We start from the raw sequence: 24,751 nt of genomic DNA, 5'->3' as shown, positions 1-24,751 counted from the left end.
CCTTGTGGAAATAAAAACACAAATTATTCATTATTTGGGGGATATGGAAAATGAAGAAAACTATTTTACCAGTTTTAATGTCTGCAATGTTTGTAGTTCCTGCAGTATCTCATGCTGAAAACCAAGAAGCTGTAAAACAACTTGCTCCAAAAACAGAACAGGCAATGCAGAAAACAGGTTGGGTAAAAGAGGGGAATACATGGTATTTCTATGATCAAAATGGTGTGAAGAAAACAGGGTGGTTAAAAGATAAGGGCACATGGTATTACTTAAATGCAAATGGCACAATGAAAAGCTCAGCAAATGGGTGGAACGAAGGTTGGTTAGATGAGGGAGGAAAGCGTTACTTTTTTGATGACAGTGGTGCTATGCGGACAGGAAAACTAGCTGAAGGTGGTACTGTATGGTATTTCAATCCAGATGGATCAATGGTAACGGGATGGGAATTAGTTGATGGTGATTGGTATTACTTTAATGATAAAACTGGAGCAAGCCACGCAGGTTGGTTAAGTTATAACGGGAAATGGTATTACTTTTATGATGGCCCGATGAAAACAGGCTGGGTGCAAGATGAGGGTACATGGTACTATCTGAATGGGGATGGCCCGATGAAAACAGGATGGCTACAAGAAAATGGCAATTGGTATTATTTACAGTCTAACGGTGCAATGGCAACAGGTAAACATTTCATTGATGGAAAATGGTATTCATTCAAAGATAATGGCGTTATGATGTAACGAAAGTTTTTTTATGAGTATGTAGGATACTAGATACATATTTTAAGAGATTTTTACAACGAAAGAAGACACTTGTTAGAGTGTCTTCTTTATCATTTTAACCGAGAAGACTCACTCCTCTAAACGAAGTGAAGGTAGGGGTAGTTGAATATTCTCTATGAATCTATAGAAGAGAAATAAAAAGGGACAGACCTTCCAAGGGAAGAAATCTGTCCGAGAGTAAATATAGTTAATGAATCAATTCCTCATTTAGCAAACACATGATTCCCAATTACTGCAACAGTTTGGCGTGTCGTAATCCATTTGTCGGTAGAGGTTTTTGGATTATAAAAATAAAGCCAATCAGAATTAATTCCTTTAGTAGAAATTGCTTCTTCTACCGCCATTCTCGCTTCGCGGGTTGCTGGTTGATCAATTCTTCCATCTGTAACTGGTGTAAAGGCATAGCCGTATTTAATAGGTTCATAAATAACATCGGTAATTGTATTTGGAAATTCTACTGCATCAACGCGATTTAATATAACTTTGGCCACTGCGACTTTCCCAGCGTAAGGCTCTCCTCCGGCTTCGGCAGTGACCAAACGAGCCATTAAGTCCAGTTCTTGTTCTGAAATACCTGTCGTAATAATTAAGTGTTGACCTGCATAAATCCGATCGCCGTTTGTATTGTTAGCTTGTCTAATTGATTGTATGGATACATTGTATCGTTTTGCGATAGCTTCTAATGTATCTCCTCGTTGAACTTGATAAACAATTTGAGCTGAATGATTTGAAGCTGCCACATCTTTTTGTTGTGTAGATTCGCTTGATGAAGGCGAGACTGGAATGGTTAATTGTTCTCCAATATAAATTCGATCATTCGTCTTATGATTCGCTTGTTTAATGGCTTGAACTGAAACTCCATAGTGGATGCTAATACCCCCGAGAGTGTCATTCTTTTTAACAGTATAAACCGTTGCTGCATCGGCCGTTCCTTGATTAGATACGAGTGTAATTGTTGCAGCAGATATAGGTAGCAAATGTTTCATCTTATGTAACTTCATCTGAAAAAAACCTCCTGAAAATCGTTGAGATATACTTAGTTGTGAATAAAAATTCATAAACCAGAATGTTTATTTATCGTTAATGGTTAAGTCATTTATATACTAACAAATTGAATGAGTATCGTCATTAATTGTGTATCAATATATTAATGGTCTTTATGTAACTGAATATCTTAATGATCTTATATCTTACGTATAATTTTTATTCATTTGTTATTCATTTTATTTTGATTTTAGAATGTTAACTGTTACATTTTTATCTCGCTATTTGCGGACAGTAAGACCCTATCTCAAAATTCAGTGGAAGCAAACCAGAATATGACAAATGATATTAAATAAATTGTCAAATAAAATTAAAAATCATATTATAAATAATACTTATTTATAATTATTATTTTGACGTACTCATTATCGATTGGTATACTGAAAACGAATGTTCTTGAAAAAGATTCTCATTTCTGATATTGAGGTGAATATAGATGAATAAGAAGAAAATAGGTTTACTTGTGATGGCGTACGGAACGCCAGAATCACTTGAGGATGTAGAGGCGTATTATACGCATATTCGTCATGGACGTAAACCATCTCAAGAAGCGCTTGATGATTTAGTGGGGCGTTATAAAGCGATTGGTGGTATTTCACCACTTGCGAAAATTACAAAGGAACAAGCTAGAAAATTAACAAATGAGTTAAATAAGAGTTTTTCAGAATTTGAATTTGTATGTTATTTGGGACTAAAACATATCGCTCCATTTATTGAAGATGCGGTGGAAGAGATGAAGCGGGATGGTATTGAGGAAGCAATTAGTATTGTGTTAGCACCTCATTATTCAACTTTTAGTATTAAAGCGTACAACGAGCGTGCCCAAAAGATTTCTGAGAACATAAATGGTCCTGTTATAGAGCCGATTGAGCAATGGTACGATGAACCGAAATTTATTGCGTATTGGGCAAACCAAATAAAAGAAACATTTACTAGAATTACAGACGGAGAGAAAGCTGTTGTAATTTTTTCAGCGCATAGTTTACCAGAGAAGATTATTGCAGCAGGAGACCCGTATGTGAAGCAACTACAGCATACGGCAGATTTAATTGCTGAAGCAGCAGGTATTCAAAATTATACAATTGGCTGGCAAAGTGCAGGAAATACACCAGATCCATGGATTGGACCAGATGTACAAGATGTAACGAAAGATTTATACGAAAAGCATGGTTATGAATCTTTTGTATACTGTCCTGTCGGGTTTGTGGCAGAACATTTAGAAGTGCTGTATGACAACGATTATGAATGTAAAGTTGTAACGGATGAACTAGGTGCATCCTATTTCAGACCAGCTATGCCGAATGCTCAAGACTTATTTATTGATTGTTTAGTAGAAATTGTTTCCAAAAAAGTGAATAAAATAATTGACAAAAAGTTAATTTTGAACAATAATTAAATTATAATAATTTTAAATAAGTAATTATTATTATGAAATAATAGGAGGTTCCTCTTGATGAATCCAAATAATCGCTTAACAACAAACCAAGGTGCTCCGGTAGGGGATAACCAAAATTCTCGTACAGCTGGTCGCCGTGGACCGGTATTATTAGAAGATTATCATTTAGTAGAAAAACTTGCTCATTTTGATCGTGAACGTATTCCAGAACGTGTTGTTCATGCGCGTGGCGCAGGTGCTCATGGTGTTTTCGTAACGAAAAATAGCATGAAAGCATATACGAAAGCAGCGTTTTTGCAAAACGAGGGAACAGAAACACCTGTATTCGTTCGTTTCTCAACGGTTATTCATGGGCAAGGTTCTCCGGAAACAGCTCGTGACCCACGTGGTTTCGCTGTAAAGTTTTATACAGAGGAAGGAAACTATGATATCGTTGGTAACCATTTACCAGTTTTCTTCATTCGTGATGCAATTAAATTCCCTGACATGGTGCACTCTTTAAAACCAGCACCAGATACAAATATTCAAACGCCAGATCGTTACTGGGATTTCATGACTTTGTCTCCAGAGTCTACACACATGATGACATGGGTATTCTCTGATTACGGTACGCCAGCAAACTATCGTCAAATGGAAGGTTTCGGTGTACATTCATTTAAATGGATTAGTGCAGAAGGTAAAATTGTTTATATTAAATATCATTGGAAACCACAGCAAGGTGTTCGTAACTTGAGTGCAAAAGAAGTAGAACAAGTACAAGGAAAAGACTTCAACCATGCAACTCGTGATTTATTTGATGCAATCGAGCGTGGAGATTATCCAAAATGGGATCTTCACGTACAGGTAATGCAACTTGATGAAATGGATTCTTTAGACTTTGATCCATTAGATCCAACAAAAGTATGGCCAGAAGATCGCTTTCCGTTAATAGAAGTCGGAACAATGACGTTAAATCGCAACCCACAAAACTTCTTTGCAGAAGTAGAGCAAGCTGCGTTTACTCCAAGTGCAACTGTACCTGGTATTGAACCGTCTGAAGATAAATTATTACAAGGACGTTTATTCTCTTATCCAGATACACAACGTTACCGTCTTGGTGCGAACTACTTACAAATCCCTGTGAACTGCCCATATGCAGCTGTTCGTAATCAACAACGTGATGGTGCAATGCAAATGAATCAACAACCATCAACAATTAACTACGAGCCAAGTCGTCATGCGGAAAATCCAGTTGAGGATCCAGCATACCGTGATTCAACTATGAAGCTTGAAGGTTATGTATCTCGTGAAAAAATCGATAAACCAAACGACTTCCAGCAAGCGGGTGAGCGTTACCGTTCATTCTCTAAAAAGGAACAAGATAACTTAATTGCCAACTTAACAAACGATTTAAAAGATGTGCATGAGCAAACAAAATTACTTGCAATCTGTAACTTCTTCCGTGCAGATCGTGATTACGGTATGCGCTTAGCAAAATCATTAAACGTTGATATTTCAGCGTATGTAGGAAATCCTAAGAAATAATAATATTCATGGTTCTATTTTATTCTCAAATTTTAATTGCTATATGTGTCTACTAATATAATGAATAAAAAGACGGCTGAATTTTCAGTCGTCTTTTCTTTTAAAATACTTATAAGAACTTTATTTTTTATTAGATTTTTTACTTTCTGAATTCGAATTTAAAAAGAGATGAATGAGAATATCGTGTATCGATTATATAAATCCATTTTGTTTTTTCGACATATAAATCGCTGCTATGAAGAAGAAAAGGGGATTTAAAATTATAGGTAGTGCACAAAGATCAATGACTGGAGAAGCCTCAGTCTATTCCCCTGAAATTCATGGTCTTCATGGATTAGGGTCAATCGTTCCGCCTTCAGACATAGCCTTCCGAAGGTCTGCTTTTTGGATACATGCTCTAATAAAACATAGACGATAAGTACCTGAGGTAACAAATAAAAAGGTTTATCTCGTATTAAAAAGAGATAAACCTTTTTCTATTATAAAAGTTATATACTTATAAAATGCATCACTTAGCCTCTTTTTGTATTGCCACCTCGCCTAGTGATTTCTCACTATATTCATAAGCCTTCTCCCCATGCATCGAAATATCGAGCCCCATTTGCTCTTCATGCTCATGCGCGCGAACGGGAAGGAAGAAACTAATTCCTTTAATAATGGCGTACGTCATCACGATTGTAAATGCATAAGTCGCTCCAATTGCAGCTAGCTGTTTCCAAAGGAGTGCGGCATTTCCATAAAAAAATCCATCAGCGCCGCCGCTATTTACAGAAGTGGTTGCAAATAGTCCTGTTGCAATGCCGCCCCATGTTCCGCCGATACCGTGACATCCAAATGCATCAAGTGCATCATCATAGCCAAGTTTATGTTTTAAAAAGAAGACAGCTCCGAAGCAAAGAACGCCTCCGATCGCTCCGATTAAAAGAGCGGAGAAAGGAGTGACGAATCCGCAAGCTGGTGTAATAGCAACGAGGCCTGATACAGCGCCGCAAGCCGCTCCCATTACAGTCGGTTTTGATTGGAAGAACCACTCTGCTAAGATCCATGTTAAGGCGGAAGCTGCGGCTGCGGTATTTGTATTAATGAATGCGGTCAGTGCTACATCGTTCAGTGTAAGGGCGCTACCGACGTTAAACCCGAACCATCCAAACCATAATAAGCCTGCGCCTAAAAGTGTAAAGGGGAGATGGTGAGGAGAAGATCCGTTTACGTCTTTTCGCTTGCCGAGGAAAATCGCTAATACAAGCCCAGCGACACCGGATGTGATATGGACAACGTTACCGCCAGCGAAATCTAATGCTCCGAGTTCGCGAAGCCATCCGCCAACGCCCCATACCCAATGGGCAACGGGATTATAAACGATTGTCGTCCAAATAAGGATGAAAATGAGAAAAGCAGAAAATCGCATTCTTTCAGCGAATGCTCCTGAAATGAGCGCTGGTGTTAAGATTGCAAACATAAGTTGAAACATCATAAATAAATTGTGAGGAATAGTAGCGGAGTAGTCTGCGTTTGGTGCGTAAGTTACGTTTTGCAAGCCGAACCAATCTAATGTACCAATGACGCCATTCCAATCTGGCCCGAATGATAAAGAATAACCGATAAAAATCCATTGAATGGAAACGATCGCCATCGCGCTATAGCTATGCATTGTAGTACTCAGTACATTTTTGCTACGAACCATTCCGCCGTAAAAAAGTGCCAAACCTGGCGTCATAATCATAACCATTACCGTCGCTAAAAATAAAAACACAGTATCTCCCATGTTCATTCTTTTCCCCTCCTATAATGTTATAAAATATTACATTCAATGTTATGTTTCATATCATATTCAATAATAAATAAAAAATCAACATGTTTTTCAGAAAATTTCAAATATCACGTGAGGAAACCTGACATGTCGTTTGTGTAAGTGCGGTTTGTTCAGAAAATTGATATACTATTCTTACAATTAAAAAGAAGTTGGGGGATATTATGTGAAGAAGATATGGAGAAGAGGAGTGTTGATTTGTTTTTGTATGGTATTTGCTTTCTTAGCGCCTATACATACATCAGCAGAAGAAAAAAGAGAGTGGCAAGATGAAGTAGTATATTCTATTATGGTTGACCGTTTTAATAATGGAGATGCAAAAAATGATAAACAGCTTGATGTAGGGAATTTAGAAAGATACCAAGGGGGAGATATACAAGGGATTGTAAAGCGAATTGATTACATAAAAGAGATGGGATTCACTACTATTATGCTTTCGCCGATTTTTAAAGGTGAAACGTATGATGGGTATGGTATGGTTGATTTGCAAAAAGTGAATGAATATTTTGGGTCAATGCAAGATGTGAAACAACTTGTGCAAGAAGCACATAAACGAGATATGAAAGTGGTGTTTCAATTTGTTGTAGAAAAAGAGCAAGAAACGCTTATTGATTCGATAAAATGGTGGATGAAAGAAGCAAACATAGATGGAAGTTATCTTATGCATAGTAAAGAAATATCACGTGCCTTTTTAAATACAGTAAAACAAAGTGTTCAAGGAATAAAAAAAGATTTCCTCGTTATGACTGATGAGGGAGAGGGTATACATAATGAGTACTATAAGCACATAACAGATGTCTTTACGAAAACGGATACACCTATTAAACCACTTTATGACGTTAGTTTAATCGAAAATGGTAAAGTAACAAGTAATTTTTTAGATAATCAAGGCACAAAGCGGTTTGTCAGAATCGCGAAAGAGAACGCATATTATCCGCCGACTCGTTTAAAACTTGCGCTTACTTATTTATATACAACACCAGGGATGCCGATTGTGTACTACGGAACGGAAATTGCGCTTGATGGCGGGGGAGTGCCAGATAATCGCCGCTTAATGGATTTTAAAACAGATGAAAAGTTTTTACAGTATGTAACGAGATTGGGAGAGATTCGTCAAAAATTCCCCTCTCTTCGCCGTGGGACGTTTGAGTTGTTATATGATAAGACTGGGATGAGTGTGCTAAAAAGGACGTATAAAGATGAAGTGACACTTGTTGCAATTAACAACACGAAAGAGACACAAAAAGTTTCACTTTCGGCAAATGAGATAGGAGAAAATCGGGAATTAAAGGGATTATTGGAAGATGAAATCATTAGAGAAGAAGATGGGAATTATTATCTCGTATTGAAGCGAGAAGAAGCAAATGTATATCAAGTTAGAGAAAAAACGGGGGTTAATTGGCTTTTTATCTCTTTACTAATTGGGGTAAATGTTTTGTTTATTGCTTTTTTAATCGCGGTAAAGAAAAAGAAGAAATAATAGGAGAGGGTAGGTTTTAGACTATATACAAGCCGTGGTTATGAAAATAAAAGGAGATTATGAAGAACACCTCCAATTGTTAGACACAGTTTAACAATTGGAGGTGCTTTTTAAGTTACAATCGAAGAGAAGTTAAAGGCTGTAAAACGTTATTTAAATGGTTCAGAGATTCGAAAAGACATCGCAGATTCTATTTAAGTAGCTCCTCCTGTTCTGCGGACATAGGTTCAACAGTATCAGTTTCATGGTGAAAAAGCTTTTTATGCTTTAGTATGTAAATGTAATTGCTGCCAATGAATACCCTTTTTGTGCATTATACGGTTCTATTTGATAAATTTGTTTTTTGGCTTATTCTTTATCTTACCTATTTACTAAACTATTACCACTTGCAAAATTGGATGGATTCTCCTGAATACAAAACTAATGTTCATTTATTTTAGTAGGTGTCTCTCATAGTTCCTAGGATAAAAAGACATACCTATAGTTTAATAACCTTTAATTTTGCAAGCGTTTTCATTTTTGAGAATCATTATAAGCTACATTTTCACGAAACATCTGTTAACATTATATAGGGCTATTAAGGTATCTTGAATATTAAGTATTAGCTACTACCTTCTATAAATTTTAATAATAAGCCTCTACTATTTGTAACTTATTTGTGTTTTACTTTCAATATGTAGAGTCCTAAAACAACAAATGATATTCCTATATATGATGTAATTGGAAATTTCCCTCCTGTTGATGGTAAGTAATATTGTTCTTGACTTACATGCTCTTTTTCTTCTGTGTACTCTTTATTTTGTATATCATCAGATTGTTTAGTGTTTTTATATGTATCATGTATTTTTGTAACTTGCAGCTCATTTTTTATTTTTTTATTCTTTATTTCTATTTTTGCTATTTCGCCGTTCTTTACTTCCATTCTCTGTATTGTAGGGTCCAGTACATAACCCTCTGGTGCCTGAATTTCCTTTATAATATATGTACCAATAGGAAGCTGATTTAATAGTGCAACTCCATCTTTAGTTGTAGTGATTTCTTTCCTAAAATCGCCATTTTCACTTGCAACCTCAAATACCGCTCCTTTTAAAGTTTCTCTATTCTCTCCTACCTTCGTAATTTTTAGAGATCCTAATGATTCCCATTGCACTGCTATATCAGTACTACTTTTTTCACTCATTCTTGGCAATAAAGCTGTGGTATTTTGAACCTTTTGTTTGCCATCAAAAATAACTGCTTGTAAACTTTGCAATTTTGTATGTACTCTTAGTTTGAAAGTTCCATTTGTCGATTTTTTTGGAATTAAAATTTTAAATTTTTCCTTTATAGAGAATTCATTCTTTTCTTCACCTTGTTCATTTAAAATTTTCACTCCTTCTGGTGCCTCCTCCAATTGAACGGAATATACTCCAGATAAGGCATTTGATTGAACCGTATATAATTTGGTTTCAAGATAGTCCCCATTTTGCTCTACTGTCTGTTTTTCATTAGGTATTATGTTTAAGTATGTTTCCTGTACTTCAGTACCTTTAGAAGCTTTGTCTATCAGCTGTTTTACAAGATTATATACCGGTTGGTTCTCTGGTTTTGAATCAGCAATTTCGATTTTTTTAGATGCAACCCAGATAGCTAATTGAGTTGCATAGTATGCTTCCTCTTTTGTAGAAACTCCCAGTTCAGCTGGTGTTTTTTGAGGATAGCCATAAAGTAAAACACGATATACAAAATCATTTTCTTTCCCGATTTCAGGAAGTTCCTCTCCGTTTGGTGAATTCAAATCAGGTGATAAACAATATGCAACATCTTTTGATGAAGTTTTTAAGAGATCTGCCTTTATTTTTACTTCAGCACCTTTGAATTTAATGTGATTCCAGTTAATTTGAAACTTTTCTTGATGTATTATCTCAGCTGCTGCTTGTGGAATAGAAACTCCTAGCAACATAATGATTAAACTTATAATTCCAAACCATTTTGTTAATACTTTGCGTTTCATTTCATTCCCACCATTCATTAAAGTTTTAGTAATAAATATGTACATGTTAATTTTTCTTACTTCGGATATTTCAGTTTGATTATTCCGAAAATTTAAATTAAAATAATGGTTATTTTAGAATCTTATAATGTCTGACAATATTTGTTGACTTATCTGAGCTATAACCTTTATTAAGATTACTATGTATTGGACTAACTTTCTTGATATAAATATTATTCTATACTATTAAAAATCTTTTCAAAAAAATGAGTTTTGAAAGGTGAAATCTAGCTATTTGAAAATAAACACAATTAATAATTCGTTTATTAGATGAACGTTTTTGGTATTCAATCCGCTCTTTAAAATTACCTTTATTTATTTTCTGAAAATTTAGCCATATTTTATGTTTATTATATTCAGAAAATAGATGGTTTGCAATCTGTTTTCGTATGCAATATTGCATACGAAGTTATTATATTTTTATGTTATAATTTATAATTTTATATATAAGGAATATCATGGGTAGAATAATGGATTTTATCATTTTAACCGTGAAGACCCCCTCCTCTAAACGAAGTGAAGGTGGGGGTAGTTCAATTAGTTAGAAGGTGAAACAGTTTTTTTCTGTAAAATAGAATTGATTAATGAGAATATTTGAAAAAAGTATAATCCTGATAAATTTCAATTATAGACAAAAGTAGATGGTTATCGATACGCTCGGTTCTGAGGGCTGAAGTCTGTCCAAATGCAGGCCTATCTCATCGTAGCCTGCCAAAATATGAAAAAATAGCGCTTCATCTGACCAAAAAGGGTTAGGTGAAGCGCTATTTTACGTGTGTTTATCATTTTTTATTATTTTTCTATTAACGATAGTTAATGAATTGTACGTCGATTGGTAAATCAGCGCTACGAACCGCTGCGATTACTGCTTGTAAGTCATCGCGGCTTTTTGCTGTTACGCGTACTTGATCATCTTGTACTTGTGTTTTCACTTTTAATTTTAACTCTTTAATAATGTTATTAATTTTCTTCGCGTTATCTTTATCGATACCTTGTTGCAGTGTTGCACGTTGACGTACTGTGTTACCAGTAGCGCTTTCTACTTTTCCGTAGTCTAAGTTTTTAATTGGTACTTCGCGTTTAACTAGTTTTGAAATAAGAACATCTTTTACTTGATCTAATTTAAATTCATCATCAGAAGTTAAAACGATTACTTCTTTTTCTAATTTAATATCACTCTTGCTTCCTTTAAAGTCATATCGATTTTGAATTTCTTTTAATGCGATGTTAATAGCATTTGTTACTTCTGGTAATTCTACTTTTGAAACGATGTCAAAAGAACTATCTTTTGCCATAGTAAGCACCTCCAAATTAAATTCCACCTCTTATTATAGTGAATTTTTGCGAGTTGGACAAATAAAGGAAAATTCGTGTTATAATGAAGCTTTCTTTGGAATGATAAAAATATACTTTATATATAGAAGGGAATTAAAATATATGTATTTGCAGCCAGGATCGATTGAACAGGTAACTGTTTTACGAGAAACGGAAATTGGATATATGGTTGGATTTGACGATGAGGATGGTTATGAAGAAGTATTTTTACATAAAAATGAAGTAGCGGGAGAAATTGAGGAAGGCGATACGATTGATGTATTTCTATATCTTGATCATCAAGAGCGAATTTCTGCGACAATGAAGACGCCGCTTATTACGATAAGTGATTGGAATTGGGTAAAAGTCGTAGAAGTAAAACCTGATTTAGGTGTGTTCGTTGATATCGGTGTTTCTAAGGATATCTTAATCCCAGCTGATGAGTTTCCAATTTATACACCAGTTTGGCCAGAAGAAGGCGATGAGTTATATTGTACATTAAAATTAACAAATCGTGGTCGTCTTATTGCTCTTCCGGCAAGAGATTCAGATATGCAGGAAATTATTGTAGAGGCAACGCCATCTATGCGTAATAAAAATGTGAACGGACGTGTATATCGCTCACTTCAAGTTGGTTCGTTTGTATTAACGGATGAACATTTCCGTGCCTTTTTACACCACACAGAAAGAAAAGAACAAGTTCGTATTGGTGAGCGTGTAACGGGCCGTATTATTGATGTGAAAGATGATGGTACGATTAATATTTCACTTCTTCCGCGTAAAGAAGAGGGAATGGAAGATGATGCTGCGGTGGTTTATGAGTACATGGAGAGCCGCGGAGGAGCAATGCCGTTTTGGGATAAGAGCCATCCAGAAGACATTAAAGAACGTTTTAATATGAGTAAAGCAGCGTTTAAACGTGCGCTTGGTAAGTTGATGAAAGAAGAAAAGGTTTATCAAGAAGAAGGTTGGACGTACTTCAAGAAATAAAAAAATCCGAACAGGCTCATGCTTGTTCGGATTTTCAGAGTGTTGGGAAACAGGAGTCAGCAGGCTCCTTTTTTTTGTCGTTATGTGTCGGAACGTCGATATATTCGAATTTGCTCCGATAAAGTGAAACTTTAATCAGTGGGGTTTTCTTCATCTCCCACTGATTATTAGCTCTCGCCAATCGGGCTTTTACGAGCAGTTGATTTCTCACTTATCTTTCTCGTTTTTCTCTGAATCTTGAGGTGAGAGTCTTACTGCCCGCTAATGCGGGGTGAAATTTCATTTACTATTTTTCTACCAGCCCACTCTGTTGCTAGATTTTTTATTGTTGCCCGGAAAGACGAGAGAATGTATCTTTCAAATCGCTATCTTTTACTTTAATATCAGCTTTCTTGAATTCGTCTAACAATATTTTCTGACCTGTAGTTTGATCTGCTAACAACTTTTCTTCCAGATTTTTACGAATGGAATCTTTTACTTCATCATATGGTTTTAATTCTTTTTTATCGGTAAGTTTAATAATGTGATAGCCTTGTGATGACTTGATAGGTTTGCTAATTTCACCGACATTTAATTTGTAAGCCGCTTCTTCAAATTCAGGTACCATTTTACCTGGACCGAAGTATCCAAGGTCTCCGCCATTTTCCTTTGAACCTGGGTCCTGTGACTGTTGTTTTGCTAACTCTTCGAATGAAGCACCTTCATCCAGTTGTTTCTTAATATCATTTGCCGTTTTTTCATCGTTTACTAAAATGTGGCTGGCTTTAATTTCAGGTTTATAGTTTGCTTTTACATCTTTATCTGTAATGCTTTTCTTAATGGCTTCGTTCATTGCTAATTTGAACCTAATTTGATTTTTAAAGTCATCTTCATCTTTTAGGCGGTTACTTTCTAATACCGTTTTGAATTGATCACCAAATTGATCTTTTGCTTTTTTGAATTCTTTATCGACTTCATCATCAGATACTTTATATTTTTTTGTCATGATATCTTGTGCCATCATTTCATATAGCATATCTTTTCCGTACCGTTCTTTTAACTGCTTGTCAAAATCACCTTTTGTAATGGTTGAAACTTTTGATGTTGCAATCGCCTCTGAGTTATCTTTTGGACCACAAGCAGACAGCATTAACGTTCCGAGCGCAGCTGTTGCTATCCATAATTGTTTTCTTTTCATCCTAACACCTCATCTAATTATGCTGTTATTATTGTAAAATAGAGAAGTGAACAAGAAGTGAATTTGAGATGTTTTTTGTGAAATAAAAAAGTACATCAACAATTATGTTGATGTACGAAATAATTAAAGATGATCTGTTTTTTTAGAGTATGCACGTTTTCCTTGCTGAATATTTTTTTGTTCTTGTTCATTTTTTTGTGTGCGCTTTGCATTATTATCGCGTGCTTTTTTGTCATTATCGCTTGTATGCGGCATACATATCAACTCCATTTCTAAACAGTTGTACGTTTATCATTTCCGTTTTCGTAAAGACTATGTATACGAGTAGTGGTGAACCTATTATGTATAAAGGTGGATGGGGTATGGACTTAAAATTAAATTATGCCGAATTAACGAAAAAACTAATTGTTGTTATCATCGCAGGTTTATTAAATGCAATTGGAATGAACTTGTTCTTAACGCCAGCAAAAGTATATGCGAGCGGTTTCGCGGGATTATCTCAATTGCTTTCGCAAGTGTTAGGCGATTTTGCATCGATTCACATATCGACGGGAGTACTTTTTGCTTTATTTAATATTCCGGTCGTTATTTTAGCATGGAAAAAGGTCGGAAAAGCGTTTACGTTATTTAGTTTTTTATGTGTTGTATTTATGACACTGTTTTTAGAAATTATACCAGTGAAGGCTGTTTCAAATGATATTATATTGAATGCTATTTTTGGTGGTCTCATTTCAGCGATAGGGGTAGGAATTGCCTTAAAATGGGGAGCTTCCACAGGTGGTTTAGATATTATTGCAATGATTTTGTCAAAAATAAAAGATAAGCCTGTCGGAACATATTTCTTTTTCTTTAATGCAATCATCATTATTGCAGCTGGCTATTTGTACGGATGGGAAAAAGCGTTATACACGTTAGTGACACTATATGTATCATCGAGGATTATTGATGCAATTCATACTCGTCATGTGAAAATTACAGCATTTATCGTTACGAAAAATGGTAAAGATGTACGAAAAGCGATTCAAGCACGTTTAGTACGCGGTATTACAACTATACCAGCGACAGGGGCATATACAAATGAAAATAAAGAAATGCTAATGATTGTGATTACCCGTTACGAGCTATATGAACTAGAGAGAATTATTAGACAGGTAGATCCTGGCGCATTTACAAATGTCATTCAAACGGTCGGTATATTTGGGTTGTTTCGGAAAGATTAAAGAGGACCGGGAATCGGTCCTCTTGTTTTAATGTGTGTTAGTAATGTTTTGCAGTTGCTGTTGCATCTCACGCAGTTGTACCTTTTCAGCAGTTGAAGAATTGGCATAAGCGGATTGCAAAGCATTTTTGGCTCTATAAACGAGTTCCCGCTGTTCTGTGCCGCTTGAACAAGAAACGGCGCCTGCAACAGCATCTCGTGCTTGCTGAAATAATAAGTTACCCATTTAAACCCCTCCGAGAGAAGAGTTGTTTCGTTCTTTTTCTGCATCAGCTAATGTACCGCGGTACGGGAATCTTTCAGCATGCTTCATAACAGCATCGGCCCCTTGTTGGGTGAAGCGTTTTGATTTGTTCTTTTTACCCATTCGTAATTCCCCCTTTTTTAGCAGAAAACAACTGACACATCGCTGTGTCTAGTTATAGTATGAGCGTTTTGAGCCAAACTATAAGTAGGGAATTTTTAGATTACAATCCAAGAACCTCTTCTAAATAAAGAGCAATTCCATCTTCTTCGTTTGTTAATGTCGTATGATTCGCTAATGTTTTTAATTCAGGAATGGCATTACCCATGGCGATGCCGTGACCTGCAAACTCAATCATCTCAAAATCATTGTCTTCGTCACCGAACGCAATAATTCGTTCTTGTGGAATGTTATAATAGCTAGAAACTTTTTGAAGTCCAATCGCTTTATTGAGGCCGCTTTTCACAATTTCAATAATCGGCCAAGGAGCACCCCATTTTCGATGATCAATCACTTCTGCATGCATATCTGTTAAATGCTTACGAATAGCTGTTGATTGCTCATCCAGTGCATCGATTAATAAGCATGTTGGATGATCTTGCAAAATGTTTAGTAAGTCTCCTGTGAAAATATTTGGAGAGCCAAATTCAAAGATATGCTTTTTATCCTCATCAATTTCGCGAACATATACATCGTCAATTACTTCGGCATAAATGTTTTTAACGCCAAAATCAAAGCAAGCCCGAACGATTTCTTGTGCAGTAGAAAGCTCAAGGGGGGAATGGTGCGTTCCCCAATTTGTATCAAGCGGGTGATGAACATAAGCGCCGTTAAAGTTAACGATAGGTGTATTCAAACCAAGTTCTTTATAATAAGCGTGACTAGCGCGAAATGGACGTCCTGTTGAAATGACAACAACATGTCCTTGTTCTTTTGCTTTTTCAATTGTTTGCTTTGTTCGTGCGGAAATAATTTTATTGTCTGTAAGTAAAGTGCCATCTAAATCTAATGCGATTAAATGTTGTTTTTTCATGTTTTCACCTCTTATGAAAAATTTTTTGTTTCTATCTGTATTTCCGTTTTAAGATGCAGAAATAAGAGGTTGGAAAGTGTATAGATAAAGTGGAACTTCCATCAGCGGGGGTCTCCATCCCCCGTTAATGCGGGAGAAACAACCATGAATGGAAGTTTCATTATATATTCATCTTACGTCGCGAAACATGTTAGTGTCCACTATTTCCTACCCAAAATCAGAAAAGTCAATGATTTTTTTGAAAGTTCAAATAATGTTTCTTTCATTTTGTACAATTTGTGAAAAGGGTTACATTACGGGCGCAGCAAGACATATAATGAACATGTAATCTTCTCGTATATGTTTGACTCTCCTTTGGAACTGGCCTAGAATAGGTCGGTTTCTTTTTTTTCAACAAGTGATGCTTGTTCTCCTGCTTTATCATGTAAAGTCATACATATGAACAGTAATAAAAAATATGACTCGTTTCCTAAACATAACAGAAAGGCTTTCTCAAAAATGGATATACTAACGGTGTAAAGATGTCATGGAAGGAGAATGAAAATGGGACAAAATCATAGGTTTCGTTCTGGACAGAAAGCACCAAATGATGGGATTTATGTAGAAATTGGTGAAACAGGAAGTATGGTTAAAGATCCACAACTGGTAAAATTAACTGCTGGTCAAAGGTTTCCTGAGAATTCGAATCAGAACCGCCAGTGGACATATAAAAGAAAGCCGTAAGAGAAGCCGCAATTTATATTGCGGCTTTTGTGATTGAAGAGCAGAGGTATACATACTATTTTTGGGAAACAAAGTTCAAATTTCATAATCAAATTCATTGTATAAAAAAGACAATTGGCGTATAATTAAATTAAAGGTCAAATAAAGTCAAAAAATCAAAAAAGGTCAAACATCAAGAGGATTCCAATGTTTGGAGGTTTATGAAGATGGACTTAAATCAAATGACGACGAAAACACAAGAAGCAATTATGAGTGCTCAATCTTTAGCGGTATCTCATCATCATCAAGAAGTTGATACTGTTCATCTATTACTTGCATTATTACAGCAGCAAGATGGATTAGCAGTGCGTATTTTTCAAAAAATGAATGTCAATATAGAACAATTAACGAAAGAAGTAGAAAGATTGCTTCAAAAGAAACCATCTGTTACAGGAAGTGGTGTAGAAGCTGGCAAAGTGTATGTGACAAATGCTTTAGGGCAATTACTCGTTAAAGCAGAGGCAGAGGCAAAAAAACTGCAAGATGAATATATTTCAGTGGAACATGTATTGCTCGCATTTTGCGAGGAAAAAGGTGATATGAATCACTTGTTCACAGCATTTCACATTACGAAGGATACATTATTACAGTCTTTAATGGAAGTTCGGGGGAATCAGAGAGTGACTAGTCAAAATCCAGAAGTAACATATGAAGCGTTAGAAAAGTATGGCCGTGATTTAGTGGCAGAAGTAAGACAAGGGAAAATTGATCCTGTCATTGGTCGTGATAGCGAAATTCGCCGGGTTATCCGCATTCTTTCTCGTAAAACAAAAAACAACCCTGTTTTAATTGGTGAACCAGGCGTTGGGAAAACAGCAATTGTTGAAGGATTGGCACAACGAATTGTGCGAAAAGATGTACCAGAAGGATTAAAAGATAGAACAATCTTTGCGTTAGATATGAGCGCGCTTGTGGCGGGTGCAAAGTTCCGTGGTGAGTTTGAAGAACGTTTGCAAGCTGTGTTAAATGAAATCAAAAAAAGTGAAGGGCGTATTCTTTTATTCATTGATGAGCTCCATACAATTGTTGGTGCTGGTAAAACAGAAGGGGCGATGGATGCAGGGAATATGTTAAAACCAATGCTTGCACGCGGTGAACTTCATTGTATTGGAGCGACTACTTTAGATGAATATCGAAAATATATTGAGAAAGATCCAGCGCTAGAACGTCGTTTTCAACAAGTGTTAGCGGAAGAGCCAACGGTAGAAGATACAATTTCTATTTTACGTGGTTTAAAAGAGCGCTTTGAAATTTATCATGGTGTAAATATTCATGACCGTGCGATTGTAGCGGCGTCTGTATTGTCTGATCGATATATATCTGATCGCTTTTTACCAGATAAAGCGATTGACCTTGTTGATGAAGCGTGCGCAACAATTCGAACAGAAATTGATTCTATGCCAACAGAATTGGATGAAGTAACGCGCCGCATTATGCAGCTGGAAATTGAAGAAGCTGCTTTAGGAAAAGAAACGGATCGTGGTAGTCAAGAGCGACTAAAAACATTGCAACGTGAACTATCTGATTTAAAAGAAGTTGCAAATGGAATGCGAGCGCAATGGCAAAAAGAAAAAGAAGAAATCCATAAAGTTCGTGACTTAAGGGAACACCTTGAACGTTTACGTCGTGAATTAGAAGAAGCAGAAGGGAATTACGACTTAAATAAAGCAGCAGAGCTTCGTCATGGTAAAATTCCAGCAGTGGAAAAAGAATTAAGAGAGGCGGAAGAAACGGGAGCGCATAACGAACAAGAGAACCGTTTGCTTCGTGAAGAAGTAAGTGAAGAAGAAATTGCAAATATCGTTTCACGTTGGACTGGCATACCAGTTGCAAAGCTTGTAGAAGGTGAACGTGAAAAACTGCTACGCTTAGAGCAAATTTTATCAGAACGTGTTATTGGGCAAGAGGAAGCAGTTAGTCTTGTGGCGGATGCAGTTCTTCGTGCTCGCGCTGGTATTAAAGATCCAAATCGTCCAATCGGTTCATTCATTTTCTTAGGACCAACAGGCGTTGGGAAAACAGAACTTGCGAAAACATTAGCACAATCTTTATTTGATAGTGAAGAGCAAATCATTCGCATTGATATGTCCGAGTATATGGAGAAACATGCTGTGTCTCGCTTGATTGGAGCTCCTCCTGGATATGTAGGATATGAGGAAGGTGGACAATTAACAGAAGCCGTACGCCGTAAACCATATTCCGTTATTTTATTAGATGAAATTGAAAAAGCACATCCAGAAGTATTCAACATTTTATTACAAATGTTAGATGATGGGCGTATTACGGATTCACAAGGACGAACAGTGGATTTCAAAAATACAGTGATTATTATGACATCAAATATTGGTTCAGGGCATTTATTAGAAGGGTTACAAGAAGATGGTACAATTAAAGAGGAAGCAAGAGATCTTGTTATGGGGCAGCTTAGAGGACATTTTCGTCCAGAGTTTTTAAATCGTGTGGATGAAATTATTTTATTTAAACCACTTACAACAAATGAGATCAAAGGAATCGTTGATAAAATTGTAAAAGAGTTACAAGGGCGTTTAATAGATCGTCATATTACAGTGGAATTAACAGAAGTAGCAAAAGAGTTTGTTGTGGAATCTGGGTTCGATCCGATGTATGGAGCGCGTCCATTAAAACGATATGTACAGCGTCAAGTTGAAACAAAGTTAGCACGGGAATTGATTGCGGGAACAATTACTGATAATAGTCATGTAGTTGTTGATGTGGAAAATAACGAACTAGTTGTTCATGTCCAATAAAAAAAGAGTCCGGAGATTGAATCCGGGCTCTTTCTTTATTAGTGTTGTTCTACTGGTTCGTTTGGAATTGCTGCTGCAATTGCCATTACAAGCACAGCAAGAACAACTGAGAAAATAGACGCTTGTTGGAAATCGTATACACCGCCGGTCATAGAGCTAATTACATAGCTCATCATATGTACAAGCAGGAACGACCAAATAAAGGCCCAAATTACACGCATCTTTTCACACCCCTATTCGTTCAATCTGTCCTTATTGTAACACAATTGAAAAAAGAATATAGAAAAAATATTTGTAGATTTTTCAAAGCAAAATTGTATTCCTTTCATACATTATAAAGGAGTAGTTTTTATGTTTAGAAAATAAGGCGGGAGAATGATGAGTGTTACGGAACGTTTTTTTTACTTAGAACAAGAACCATGTGTGATTTATTTGCCAGAGAAGCCCAATGGATTTGGTGTCATGCTTCTTGGTGATTACAATTATTTTATTGAGAATGGTACAAGTTTATGGACGCAGCATGCGGGGCGCGCTCATTTTTTAAATGGGCTGATAGAAAATGGATATACCGTTTTTTCATCTAATTTATACGGGAGACATTGGGGGAATGATCAATCGGTTCGTTTAGCGAAGCGTTTGTATCATGTTGTTATGAAAAAAGAAACACTAAACGAACAAATTCATATCATTGCAGATGGAATGGGGGCTCTTGTGGCTCTTGAAATGATGAATCGATACCCAGAATGTATTCGATCTGTAGTGATGCTTACTCCATGCCTAGATTTGCCTGCACATGTGGAATTTGAAAAAGAGCATAAATTTTTCTATAAAAGGTTAGTGAGAGAGTTATTGCTTGCGTATGATGTGAAGGAAGCTCAGTTAGAAGCGGAAATTGCTAAGAAGTCTTTTTCTTATTTACCTTCTTGTGTGCCTGTAAAAATATTTGTATCCACACAAGAACAAAAAGCGCGCAAGCAATTGTTACGTGAATATGAAAAAAAGCGGATAAATAAAAATTGTGAGACCTCACTATCGTTTCATTTGCAACATGTAAAATATAAGATGGTTCAACATACATGTCATTTCTTTAAAAAATATGAAGAAGATTTATGAAGCTCCAATATACATAAATGAGGAGCTATTTGTTTAGAGGGAGAAAGGGTTGGTGACATGAAGCGCGTACTAATTATAGGAGCACTTTCGTTTGTAGGCTATCATCTTGTAAATAAAATGCTTGCGGAAGAAGTAGAAGTATATGGCCTTGATTTTGCTGATCTGGAAAGTATGTCAAAAGTAAGTGAAGAAAAGTTATTTCTAATTGGGCGGAATGATTTGTTTATGTATTCGTCTATAAGAGATGAGAGCGGATGGAAGACAGTAGAAACCGATCAATTTGATGCGGCTTACTTTTGTTTATGTGAACCGAACAGGCAAAGCGGATTTCGAAATGAACGAATCATTTTACAATATTTAAAGCGCGTCATTCATATGTGCGAAAGAAAACAACTGAAGCTAAATGTACTTTCTTCTATTGAAATAGCAAATGTGCAAGATCAATCTGAAAATAAACGATTATTTATGAAAGTAGAGGAAGAAGTGGAGAAGGGGAATATTCGTTATAGTATACTTCGTGTTCCAACTTTATATGGCCCATGGCAGCCTTCCTTTATGACGTACCACAGGCTTATTCTTTCTGAACTTATGGAAAAGGAATATGAGCTTCTTCAAAATGAAAATGGAGAGGACCTTCTTTATGTAGAAGATGTGTGTGAATATTTATGGGAAAAAGGTAAAACCATAGAAAATTTAGGTGTATATAATATGATCAGTGGTAAAGAAAATCTATGGGAAAAAGGAATTATCCTTTTAAATGCCGAGCATAAAGTGAAAAAAACTGTTAAAGAAGTAAAAGGAGAAGAGATAAAGAGTGTTTGTATTGTGAAAAACACGCCGTTAGAATTCGGTTTAAATAAGCAATTGACACATTTAAAACGATATAAAGAGTTATACGAAGAACATAACATATGTTAAACTATACAAATATAAATTGAAAAACCGATATAAAACCTTTTTTTAGGTGGGAGAGAGTATCCGCCCATGCATAGAAGCGGTCAGGTCCTTTTTTGGCCCCATGCCAAGTGAAAACAAAAGGAGAAAACGAGTGAAAATCTCCGTTTATTTTCATAGCCGTGGTTTGTATGTTGGAAAATCAATATAAATACAAATTGAAAAACCGATATAAAACCTTTCTTTTTTAGGTGGGAGAGAGTATCCGCCCATGCATAGAAGCCATACCCCATACCAAAAGTTAAAAACAAAGAGAGAACACGAGTGCAAGTCACCTTTTGTTTTTGTAGCACCGACTTATATGTTGAAAAATCAAAAGGAATTTATATAGTGTAGAAGTAAGGAGATTAGTGCTCCTTTTATGGAAAGGATGAAGAAATATGAATGAAAAAAATATGCAGTTTTTACAAATCGCTATGAAACACCTGCCGGAAGCAAAGGCCATTTTGGATGATAATGGGATTGCACTTGATATGGAAAAAGCGCAGCCAGTACTAGAGTTGTTAATGAAAGTAATGAACGAAGCATATGAGCTTGGAAAAGCGGGAAAATAAGGTGAACTAGACAAAAACCCTTTTTTTGGAGGAAGAGAGCATCTAGCCATGCATAGAAACGGTCAGAGCCTTTTTCTGCCCCACGCCAAGTAAAAGCAGATACGGAAGTATTTTTGTCATTTTAACCGAGAAGGCTCCCTCTTCTAAGCAAAGTGAAGGAGGGGGGAGTTCAATTGGAAAAGAGCGGGATATATAGGTAGTTTGCTTTTGGTTCTACTATGAGATAAGGTCGACAATATGTCGGCTTTATTTTTTTACTTAGAAATATATTCTAGACAAATAAACATTTATGTTTTAGAATTAGTACCAAGTCATAATAATTGATATAAAACGGAGGGCTGCGATGTGAACGTAGGCATTTTAGGGATCGGAAGATATGTGCCAGAAAAAGTAGTCACAAATCACGACTTAGAGAAAATCATGGATACATCTGATGAGTGGATTCGTACGAGAACGGGAATTGCAGAGAGACGCATTGCCGATGATACAATAGATACTTCATATATGGCGGTAGAAGCTGCCAAGAAAGCTATTGAAAATGCAGGGATTAGTGGAGAAGAAATTGACCTTATTTTAGTTGCAACAGTAACGCCAGATCGCTCTTTTCCAGCCGTTGCTTGTGTAATTCAAGAACAAATTGGTGCGAAACATGCAGCAGCAATGGATTTAGGTGCAGCATGTGCGGGCTTTATGTACGGAATGATTACAGCGCAGCAATTTATTCAAACTGGAACTTATAAAAACGTATTAGTAGTTGGTAGTGATAAATTATCTAAAATTGTAGATTGGAACGACCGCAATACGGCAGTGTTATTTGGAGACGGAGCAGGTGCTGTTGTAATGGGAGCTGTTTCAGAAGGAAACGGTATCCTTTCATTTGAATTAGGCGCAGATGGAAGTGGTGGCAAGCACCTTTATCAAGATGAATATGTTATGATGAATGGCAGAGAAGTCTTTAAATTCGCTGTTCGTCAACTTGGTGATTCTTGTCTTCGTGTTGTAGAAAAAGCAGGTCTTACGAAAGAAGATGTGGACTTTTTAGTTCCGCATCAAGCAAATATTCGTATTATGGAATCGGCAAGGGAACGATTAGGTTTGCCACAAGAAAAAATGAGTACAACAATTGAAAAGTTTGGGAATACGTCAGCTTCTTCAATTCCAATTGCGATGGTAGAGGAATTGCAAAATGGACGTATTCAAGACGGTGATTTAATTATATTAGTCGGCTTTGGTGGCGGATTAACATGGGGAGCAGTCGCTCTTCGTTGGGGCAAATAAGGACTGAGAGAAAAAAAGGAGTGTATTTTGTATGGAAAAGAAGCGTGTCGTAATTACAGGACTAGGAGCTGTTACGCCGATCGGAACAGATGTAGAAACAGCTTGGGAAAACATTAAAAATGGTGTATCTGGAATCGGACGGCTTACACGCTTAGATCCGGAACAATTTCCAGCAAAAGTAGCAGCGGAAATTAACGACTTTGAAGCTGAAAAATATATTGAGAAAAAAGAAGCGCGCCGTATGGATCGCTTCACACAATATGCGGTAGCAGCAGCGAAAATGGCAGTTGAAGATGCAAAGTTGGACATTACAGAAGAAAATGCACCGCGTATTGGTGTATGGATAGGTTCTGGTATTGGTGGCATGGAAACGTATGAAGAGCAATTTAAAATCTTTACGGAAAAAGGCCCGCGCCGTGTAAGTCCATTTTTGATACCAATGATGATTCCTGATATGGCTGCGGGCCAAGTCTCAATTGCTACAGGTGCAAAAGGAATTAATACTTGTTCTGTGACAGCTTGTGCATCTGGGGCAAACTCAATTGGTGACGCATTTAAAGTCATTCAGCGCGGTGATGCAGATGCAATGATTACAGGCGGTGCAGAGGCGCCGTTAACAAGTATGGCATTTGCAGGATTTAGTTCAGCGAAAGCATTAACATTTAATGAGGATCCAGCAACTGCTTGTCGTCCATTTGATAAAAATCGTAGTGGATTTGTAATGGGAGAAGGAGCTGGTATTCTTATACTAGAAGAGTTGGAGCATGCGTTAGCACGAGGTGCACGTATTTATGCTGAACTTGTCGGATATGGTGCAACAGGTGATGCGTTCCATATTACAATGCCTGCTCCTGGCGGTGAGGGCGGTGTTCGTGCGATACGTCAAGCATTAGCAGATGCCGGTCTTCAGCCTGAGGATATCGATTATATTAATGCGCATGGTACAAGTACAGATGCGAATGAGAAATACGAAACGATGGCAATTAAAGAAGCATTTGGTGAACATGCATATAAAGTAGCGATTAGCTCTACAAAATCAATGACTGGTCATTTATTAGGAGCAGCTGGCGCTGTTGAGGCGATTTTCTCTGTTAAATCTATTACAGATGGAGTGATTCCGCCAACAATTAACTATGAAACACCAGATCCAGAATGTGATTTAGATTACGTACCAAACAAAGCGAGACATCAAGAAGTACGCACTGTTTTAAGTAACTCATTAGGGTTCGGTGGTCATAACGCAGTGTTAGTATTTAAAGCTTATAAATAATGTAGTAAAA

23 protein-coding genes are annotated in these 24,751 nt (G+C 36.5%); 13 read left to right on the top strand and 10 right to left on the bottom strand.

Annotation, left to right across the window (positions count from 1 at the left end):
- The first annotated feature begins 50 nt into the window (after nt 1-50).
- Nucleotides 51-737, top strand: a complete 687-nt coding sequence (locus BPMYX0001_RS05240; RefSeq protein WP_006093934.1) for an N-acetylmuramoyl-L-alanine amidase family protein — start codon at nt 51-53, stop codon at nt 735-737.
- 245 nt (nt 738-982) lie between these two features.
- On the opposite strand, the gene BPMYX0001_RS05235 is transcribed toward BPMYX0001_RS05240, so the two are convergent.
- Complete coding sequence (locus BPMYX0001_RS05235) at nt 983-1,780, bottom strand: LysM peptidoglycan-binding domain-containing protein (RefSeq protein ID WP_006093933.1); 798 nt, start codon at nt 1,778-1,780, stop codon at nt 983-985.
- Between the two features lie 479 nt (nt 1,781-2,259).
- Between BPMYX0001_RS05235 and hemH the strand changes: the two genes are divergently transcribed.
- Both hemH and BPMYX0001_RS05225 read left to right on the top strand, forming a co-directional pair.
- Nucleotides 2,260-3,219, top strand: coding sequence for a ferrochelatase (hemH, locus tag BPMYX0001_RS05230; protein WP_006093932.1), 960 nt, complete (start codon nt 2,260-2,262; stop codon nt 3,217-3,219).
- Between the two features lie 57 nt (nt 3,220-3,276).
- The gene (locus tag BPMYX0001_RS05225) at nt 3,277-4,743 is read left to right on the top strand and encodes a catalase (protein WP_006093931.1); all 1,467 of its coding nucleotides are present in this window, start codon (nt 3,277-3,279) and stop codon (nt 4,741-4,743) included.
- Nucleotides 4,744-5,251: 508 nt separating this feature from the next.
- Here the strand turns inward: BPMYX0001_RS05225 and BPMYX0001_RS05220 are convergent.
- Nucleotides 5,252-6,514: an ammonium transporter gene (locus BPMYX0001_RS05220; RefSeq protein WP_006093930.1), complete on the bottom strand. Its 1,263-nt coding sequence runs from the start codon at nt 6,512-6,514 to the stop codon at nt 5,252-5,254.
- Between the two features lie 247 nt (nt 6,515-6,761).
- Between BPMYX0001_RS05220 and BPMYX0001_RS05215 the strand changes: the two genes are divergently transcribed.
- A complete protein-coding gene (locus tag BPMYX0001_RS05215; protein WP_006093929.1) occupies nt 6,762-8,033 on the top strand; it encodes an alpha-amylase family glycosyl hydrolase in 1,272 nt (423 codons plus the stop codon).
- Between the two features lie 652 nt (nt 8,034-8,685).
- On the opposite strand, the gene BPMYX0001_RS05210 is transcribed toward BPMYX0001_RS05215, so the two are convergent.
- Nucleotides 8,686-10,026 carry a SpaA isopeptide-forming pilin-related protein gene (locus BPMYX0001_RS05210; RefSeq protein WP_033798725.1) on the bottom strand — a complete coding sequence of 447 codons (1,341 nt, stop codon included), beginning with the start codon at nt 10,024-10,026 and terminating at the stop codon, nt 8,686-8,688.
- 842 nt (nt 10,027-10,868) lie between these two features.
- Complete coding sequence (locus tag BPMYX0001_RS05205) at nt 10,869-11,360, bottom strand: YajQ family cyclic di-GMP-binding protein (RefSeq protein WP_003195889.1); 492 nt, start codon at nt 11,358-11,360, stop codon at nt 10,869-10,871.
- A 142-nt stretch (nt 11,361-11,502) separates the two neighbouring features.
- On the opposite strand from BPMYX0001_RS05205, the gene BPMYX0001_RS05200 reads away from it, so the two are divergent.
- Nucleotides 11,503-12,369, top strand: a complete 867-nt coding sequence (locus BPMYX0001_RS05200) for a CvfB family protein (protein WP_006093927.1) — start codon at nt 11,503-11,505, stop codon at nt 12,367-12,369.
- A gap of 322 nt (nt 12,370-12,691) precedes the next feature.
- Here BPMYX0001_RS05200 and prsA read toward each other — a convergent pair whose 3' ends face one another.
- On the bottom strand, nt 12,692-13,546 hold the full coding sequence (gene prsA / locus BPMYX0001_RS05195) for a peptidylprolyl isomerase PrsA (protein WP_003195894.1): 855 nt from the start codon (nt 13,544-13,546) through the stop codon (nt 12,692-12,694).
- A gap of 123 nt (nt 13,547-13,669) precedes the next feature.
- The gene (locus tag BPMYX0001_RS30275) at nt 13,670-13,801 is read right to left on the bottom strand and encodes a DUF3941 domain-containing protein (RefSeq protein WP_001120851.1); all 132 of its coding nucleotides are present in this window, start codon (nt 13,799-13,801) and stop codon (nt 13,670-13,672) included.
- A gap of 107 nt (nt 13,802-13,908) precedes the next feature.
- Between BPMYX0001_RS30275 and BPMYX0001_RS05190 the strand changes: the two genes are divergently transcribed.
- Complete coding sequence (locus BPMYX0001_RS05190) at nt 13,909-14,766, top strand: YitT family protein (protein WP_033798724.1); 858 nt, start codon at nt 13,909-13,911, stop codon at nt 14,764-14,766.
- 27 nt (nt 14,767-14,793) lie between these two features.
- On the opposite strand, the gene BPMYX0001_RS05185 is transcribed toward BPMYX0001_RS05190, so the two are convergent.
- From BPMYX0001_RS05185 to BPMYX0001_RS05175, 3 genes are all read right to left on the bottom strand, one after another.
- The gene (locus BPMYX0001_RS05185) at nt 14,794-14,991 is read right to left on the bottom strand and encodes a DUF3813 domain-containing protein (RefSeq protein WP_003195898.1); all 198 of its coding nucleotides are present in this window, start codon (nt 14,989-14,991) and stop codon (nt 14,794-14,796) included.
- Nucleotides 14,992-15,132, bottom strand: a complete 141-nt coding sequence (locus tag BPMYX0001_RS05180) for a hypothetical protein (RefSeq protein ID WP_003195901.1) — start codon at nt 15,130-15,132, stop codon at nt 14,992-14,994. It lies immediately after the preceding gene.
- A gap of 100 nt (nt 15,133-15,232) precedes the next feature.
- Nucleotides 15,233-16,042: a Cof-type HAD-IIB family hydrolase gene (locus BPMYX0001_RS05175; protein WP_003195903.1), complete on the bottom strand. Its 810-nt coding sequence runs from the start codon at nt 16,040-16,042 to the stop codon at nt 15,233-15,235.
- Between the two features lie 543 nt (nt 16,043-16,585).
- Between BPMYX0001_RS05175 and BPMYX0001_RS05170 the strand changes: the two genes are divergently transcribed.
- Together BPMYX0001_RS05170 and clpB are read left to right on the top strand one after the other, a co-directional pair.
- Complete coding sequence (locus BPMYX0001_RS05170; RefSeq protein ID WP_018763997.1) at nt 16,586-16,765, top strand: YjzC family protein; 180 nt, start codon at nt 16,586-16,588, stop codon at nt 16,763-16,765.
- A gap of 206 nt (nt 16,766-16,971) precedes the next feature.
- A complete protein-coding gene (gene clpB, locus BPMYX0001_RS05165) occupies nt 16,972-19,572 on the top strand; it encodes an ATP-dependent chaperone ClpB (protein WP_006093925.1) in 2,601 nt (866 codons plus the stop codon).
- 38 nt (nt 19,573-19,610) lie between these two features.
- Here the strand turns inward: clpB and BPMYX0001_RS05160 are convergent, their stop codons facing one another.
- Nucleotides 19,611-19,793 (bottom strand): YjzD family protein, encoded by a 183-nt coding sequence (locus BPMYX0001_RS05160; protein ID WP_033798723.1) that lies wholly within the window; start codon nt 19,791-19,793, stop codon nt 19,611-19,613.
- Between the two features lie 157 nt (nt 19,794-19,950).
- Between BPMYX0001_RS05160 and BPMYX0001_RS05155 the strand changes: the two genes are divergently transcribed.
- The 5 genes from BPMYX0001_RS05155 to fabF all read left to right on the top strand — a co-directional run bounded on the left by BPMYX0001_RS05155 (nt 19,951) and on the right by fabF (nt 24,741).
- Complete coding sequence (locus BPMYX0001_RS05155) at nt 19,951-20,685, top strand: lipase family protein (protein WP_018783038.1); 735 nt, start codon at nt 19,951-19,953, stop codon at nt 20,683-20,685.
- Between the two features lie 57 nt (nt 20,686-20,742).
- Nucleotides 20,743-21,603, top strand: a complete 861-nt coding sequence (locus BPMYX0001_RS05150) for an NAD-dependent epimerase/dehydratase family protein (protein ID WP_006093923.1) — start codon at nt 20,743-20,745, stop codon at nt 21,601-21,603.
- Between the two features lie 416 nt (nt 21,604-22,019).
- Entirely contained in the window at nt 22,020-22,193 is a 174-nt protein-coding gene (locus BPMYX0001_RS05145; RefSeq protein WP_003195910.1) for a ComZ family protein, read from the top strand.
- 345 nt (nt 22,194-22,538) lie between these two features.
- Nucleotides 22,539-23,471 carry a beta-ketoacyl-ACP synthase III gene (gene fabH, locus BPMYX0001_RS05140; protein ID WP_018783036.1) on the top strand — a complete coding sequence of 311 codons (933 nt, stop codon included), beginning with the start codon at nt 22,539-22,541 and terminating at the stop codon, nt 23,469-23,471.
- A gap of 31 nt (nt 23,472-23,502) precedes the next feature.
- On the top strand, nt 23,503-24,741 hold the full coding sequence (gene fabF, locus BPMYX0001_RS05135; RefSeq protein ID WP_003195912.1) for a beta-ketoacyl-ACP synthase II: 1,239 nt from the start codon (nt 23,503-23,505) through the stop codon (nt 24,739-24,741).
- Nucleotides 24,742-24,751 lie beyond the last annotated feature (10 nt).

Source organism: Bacillus pseudomycoides DSM 12442, from assembly GCF_000161455.1.
Classification (GTDB): domain Bacteria; phylum Bacillota; class Bacilli; order Bacillales; family Bacillaceae_G; genus Bacillus_A; species Bacillus_A pseudomycoides.
Note: the sequence above shows the minus strand (reverse complement) of the source record. Positions and strands in the feature narration are given on the sequence as shown.

Bases quoted from the DNA above. Each gene is read 5' to 3' on its own strand.
- BPMYX0001_RS05185 (WP_003195898.1), bottom strand. From the start codon at position 14,991: ATGGGTAACTTATTATTTCAGCAAGCACGAGATGCTGTTGCAGGCGCC.
- BPMYX0001_RS05150 (WP_006093923.1), top strand. From the start codon at position 20,743: ATGAAGCGCGTACTAATTATAGGAGCACTTTCGTTTGTAGGCTATCAT.
- BPMYX0001_RS05170 (WP_018763997.1), top strand. From the start codon at position 16,586: ATGGGACAAAATCATAGGTTTCGTTCTGGACAGAAAGCACCAAATGAT.
- clpB (WP_006093925.1), top strand. From the start codon at position 16,972: ATGGACTTAAATCAAATGACGACGAAAACACAAGAAGCAATTATGAGT.
- BPMYX0001_RS30275 (WP_001120851.1), bottom strand. From the start codon at position 13,801: ATGCCGCATACAAGCGATAATGACAAAAAAGCACGCGATAATAATGCA.
- BPMYX0001_RS05175 (WP_003195903.1), bottom strand. From the start codon at position 16,042: ATGAAAAAACAACATTTAATCGCATTAGATTTAGATGGCACTTTACTT.
- BPMYX0001_RS05235 (WP_006093933.1), bottom strand. From the start codon at position 1,780: ATGAAGTTACATAAGATGAAACATTTGCTACCTATATCTGCTGCAACA.
- BPMYX0001_RS05200 (WP_006093927.1), top strand. From the start codon at position 11,503: ATGTATTTGCAGCCAGGATCGATTGAACAGGTAACTGTTTTACGAGAA.
- prsA (WP_003195894.1), bottom strand. From the start codon at position 13,546: ATGAAAAGAAAACAATTATGGATAGCAACAGCTGCGCTCGGAACGTTA.
- BPMYX0001_RS05210 (WP_033798725.1), bottom strand. From the start codon at position 10,026: ATGAAACGCAAAGTATTAACAAAATGGTTTGGAATTATAAGTTTAATC.
- BPMYX0001_RS05190 (WP_033798724.1), top strand. From the start codon at position 13,909: ATGGACTTAAAATTAAATTATGCCGAATTAACGAAAAAACTAATTGTT.
- hemH (WP_006093932.1), top strand. From the start codon at position 2,260: ATGAATAAGAAGAAAATAGGTTTACTTGTGATGGCGTACGGAACGCCA.
- BPMYX0001_RS05160 (WP_033798723.1), bottom strand. From the start codon at position 19,793: ATGCGTGTAATTTGGGCCTTTATTTGGTCGTTCCTGCTTGTACATATG.
- BPMYX0001_RS05240 (WP_006093934.1), top strand. From the start codon at position 51: ATGAAGAAAACTATTTTACCAGTTTTAATGTCTGCAATGTTTGTAGTT.
- fabF (WP_003195912.1), top strand. From the start codon at position 23,503: ATGGAAAAGAAGCGTGTCGTAATTACAGGACTAGGAGCTGTTACGCCG.
- BPMYX0001_RS05220 (WP_006093930.1), bottom strand. From the start codon at position 6,514: ATGAACATGGGAGATACTGTGTTTTTATTTTTAGCGACGGTAATGGTT.
- BPMYX0001_RS05205 (WP_003195889.1), bottom strand. From the start codon at position 11,360: ATGGCAAAAGATAGTTCTTTTGACATCGTTTCAAAAGTAGAATTACCA.
- BPMYX0001_RS05180 (WP_003195901.1), bottom strand. From the start codon at position 15,132: ATGGGTAAAAAGAACAAATCAAAACGCTTCACCCAACAAGGGGCCGAT.
- BPMYX0001_RS05155 (WP_018783038.1), top strand. From the start codon at position 19,951: ATGAGTGTTACGGAACGTTTTTTTTACTTAGAACAAGAACCATGTGTG.
- BPMYX0001_RS05215 (WP_006093929.1), top strand. From the start codon at position 6,762: ATGGTATTTGCTTTCTTAGCGCCTATACATACATCAGCAGAAGAAAAA.
- BPMYX0001_RS05225 (WP_006093931.1), top strand. From the start codon at position 3,277: ATGAATCCAAATAATCGCTTAACAACAAACCAAGGTGCTCCGGTAGGG.
- BPMYX0001_RS05145 (WP_003195910.1), top strand. From the start codon at position 22,020: ATGAATGAAAAAAATATGCAGTTTTTACAAATCGCTATGAAACACCTG.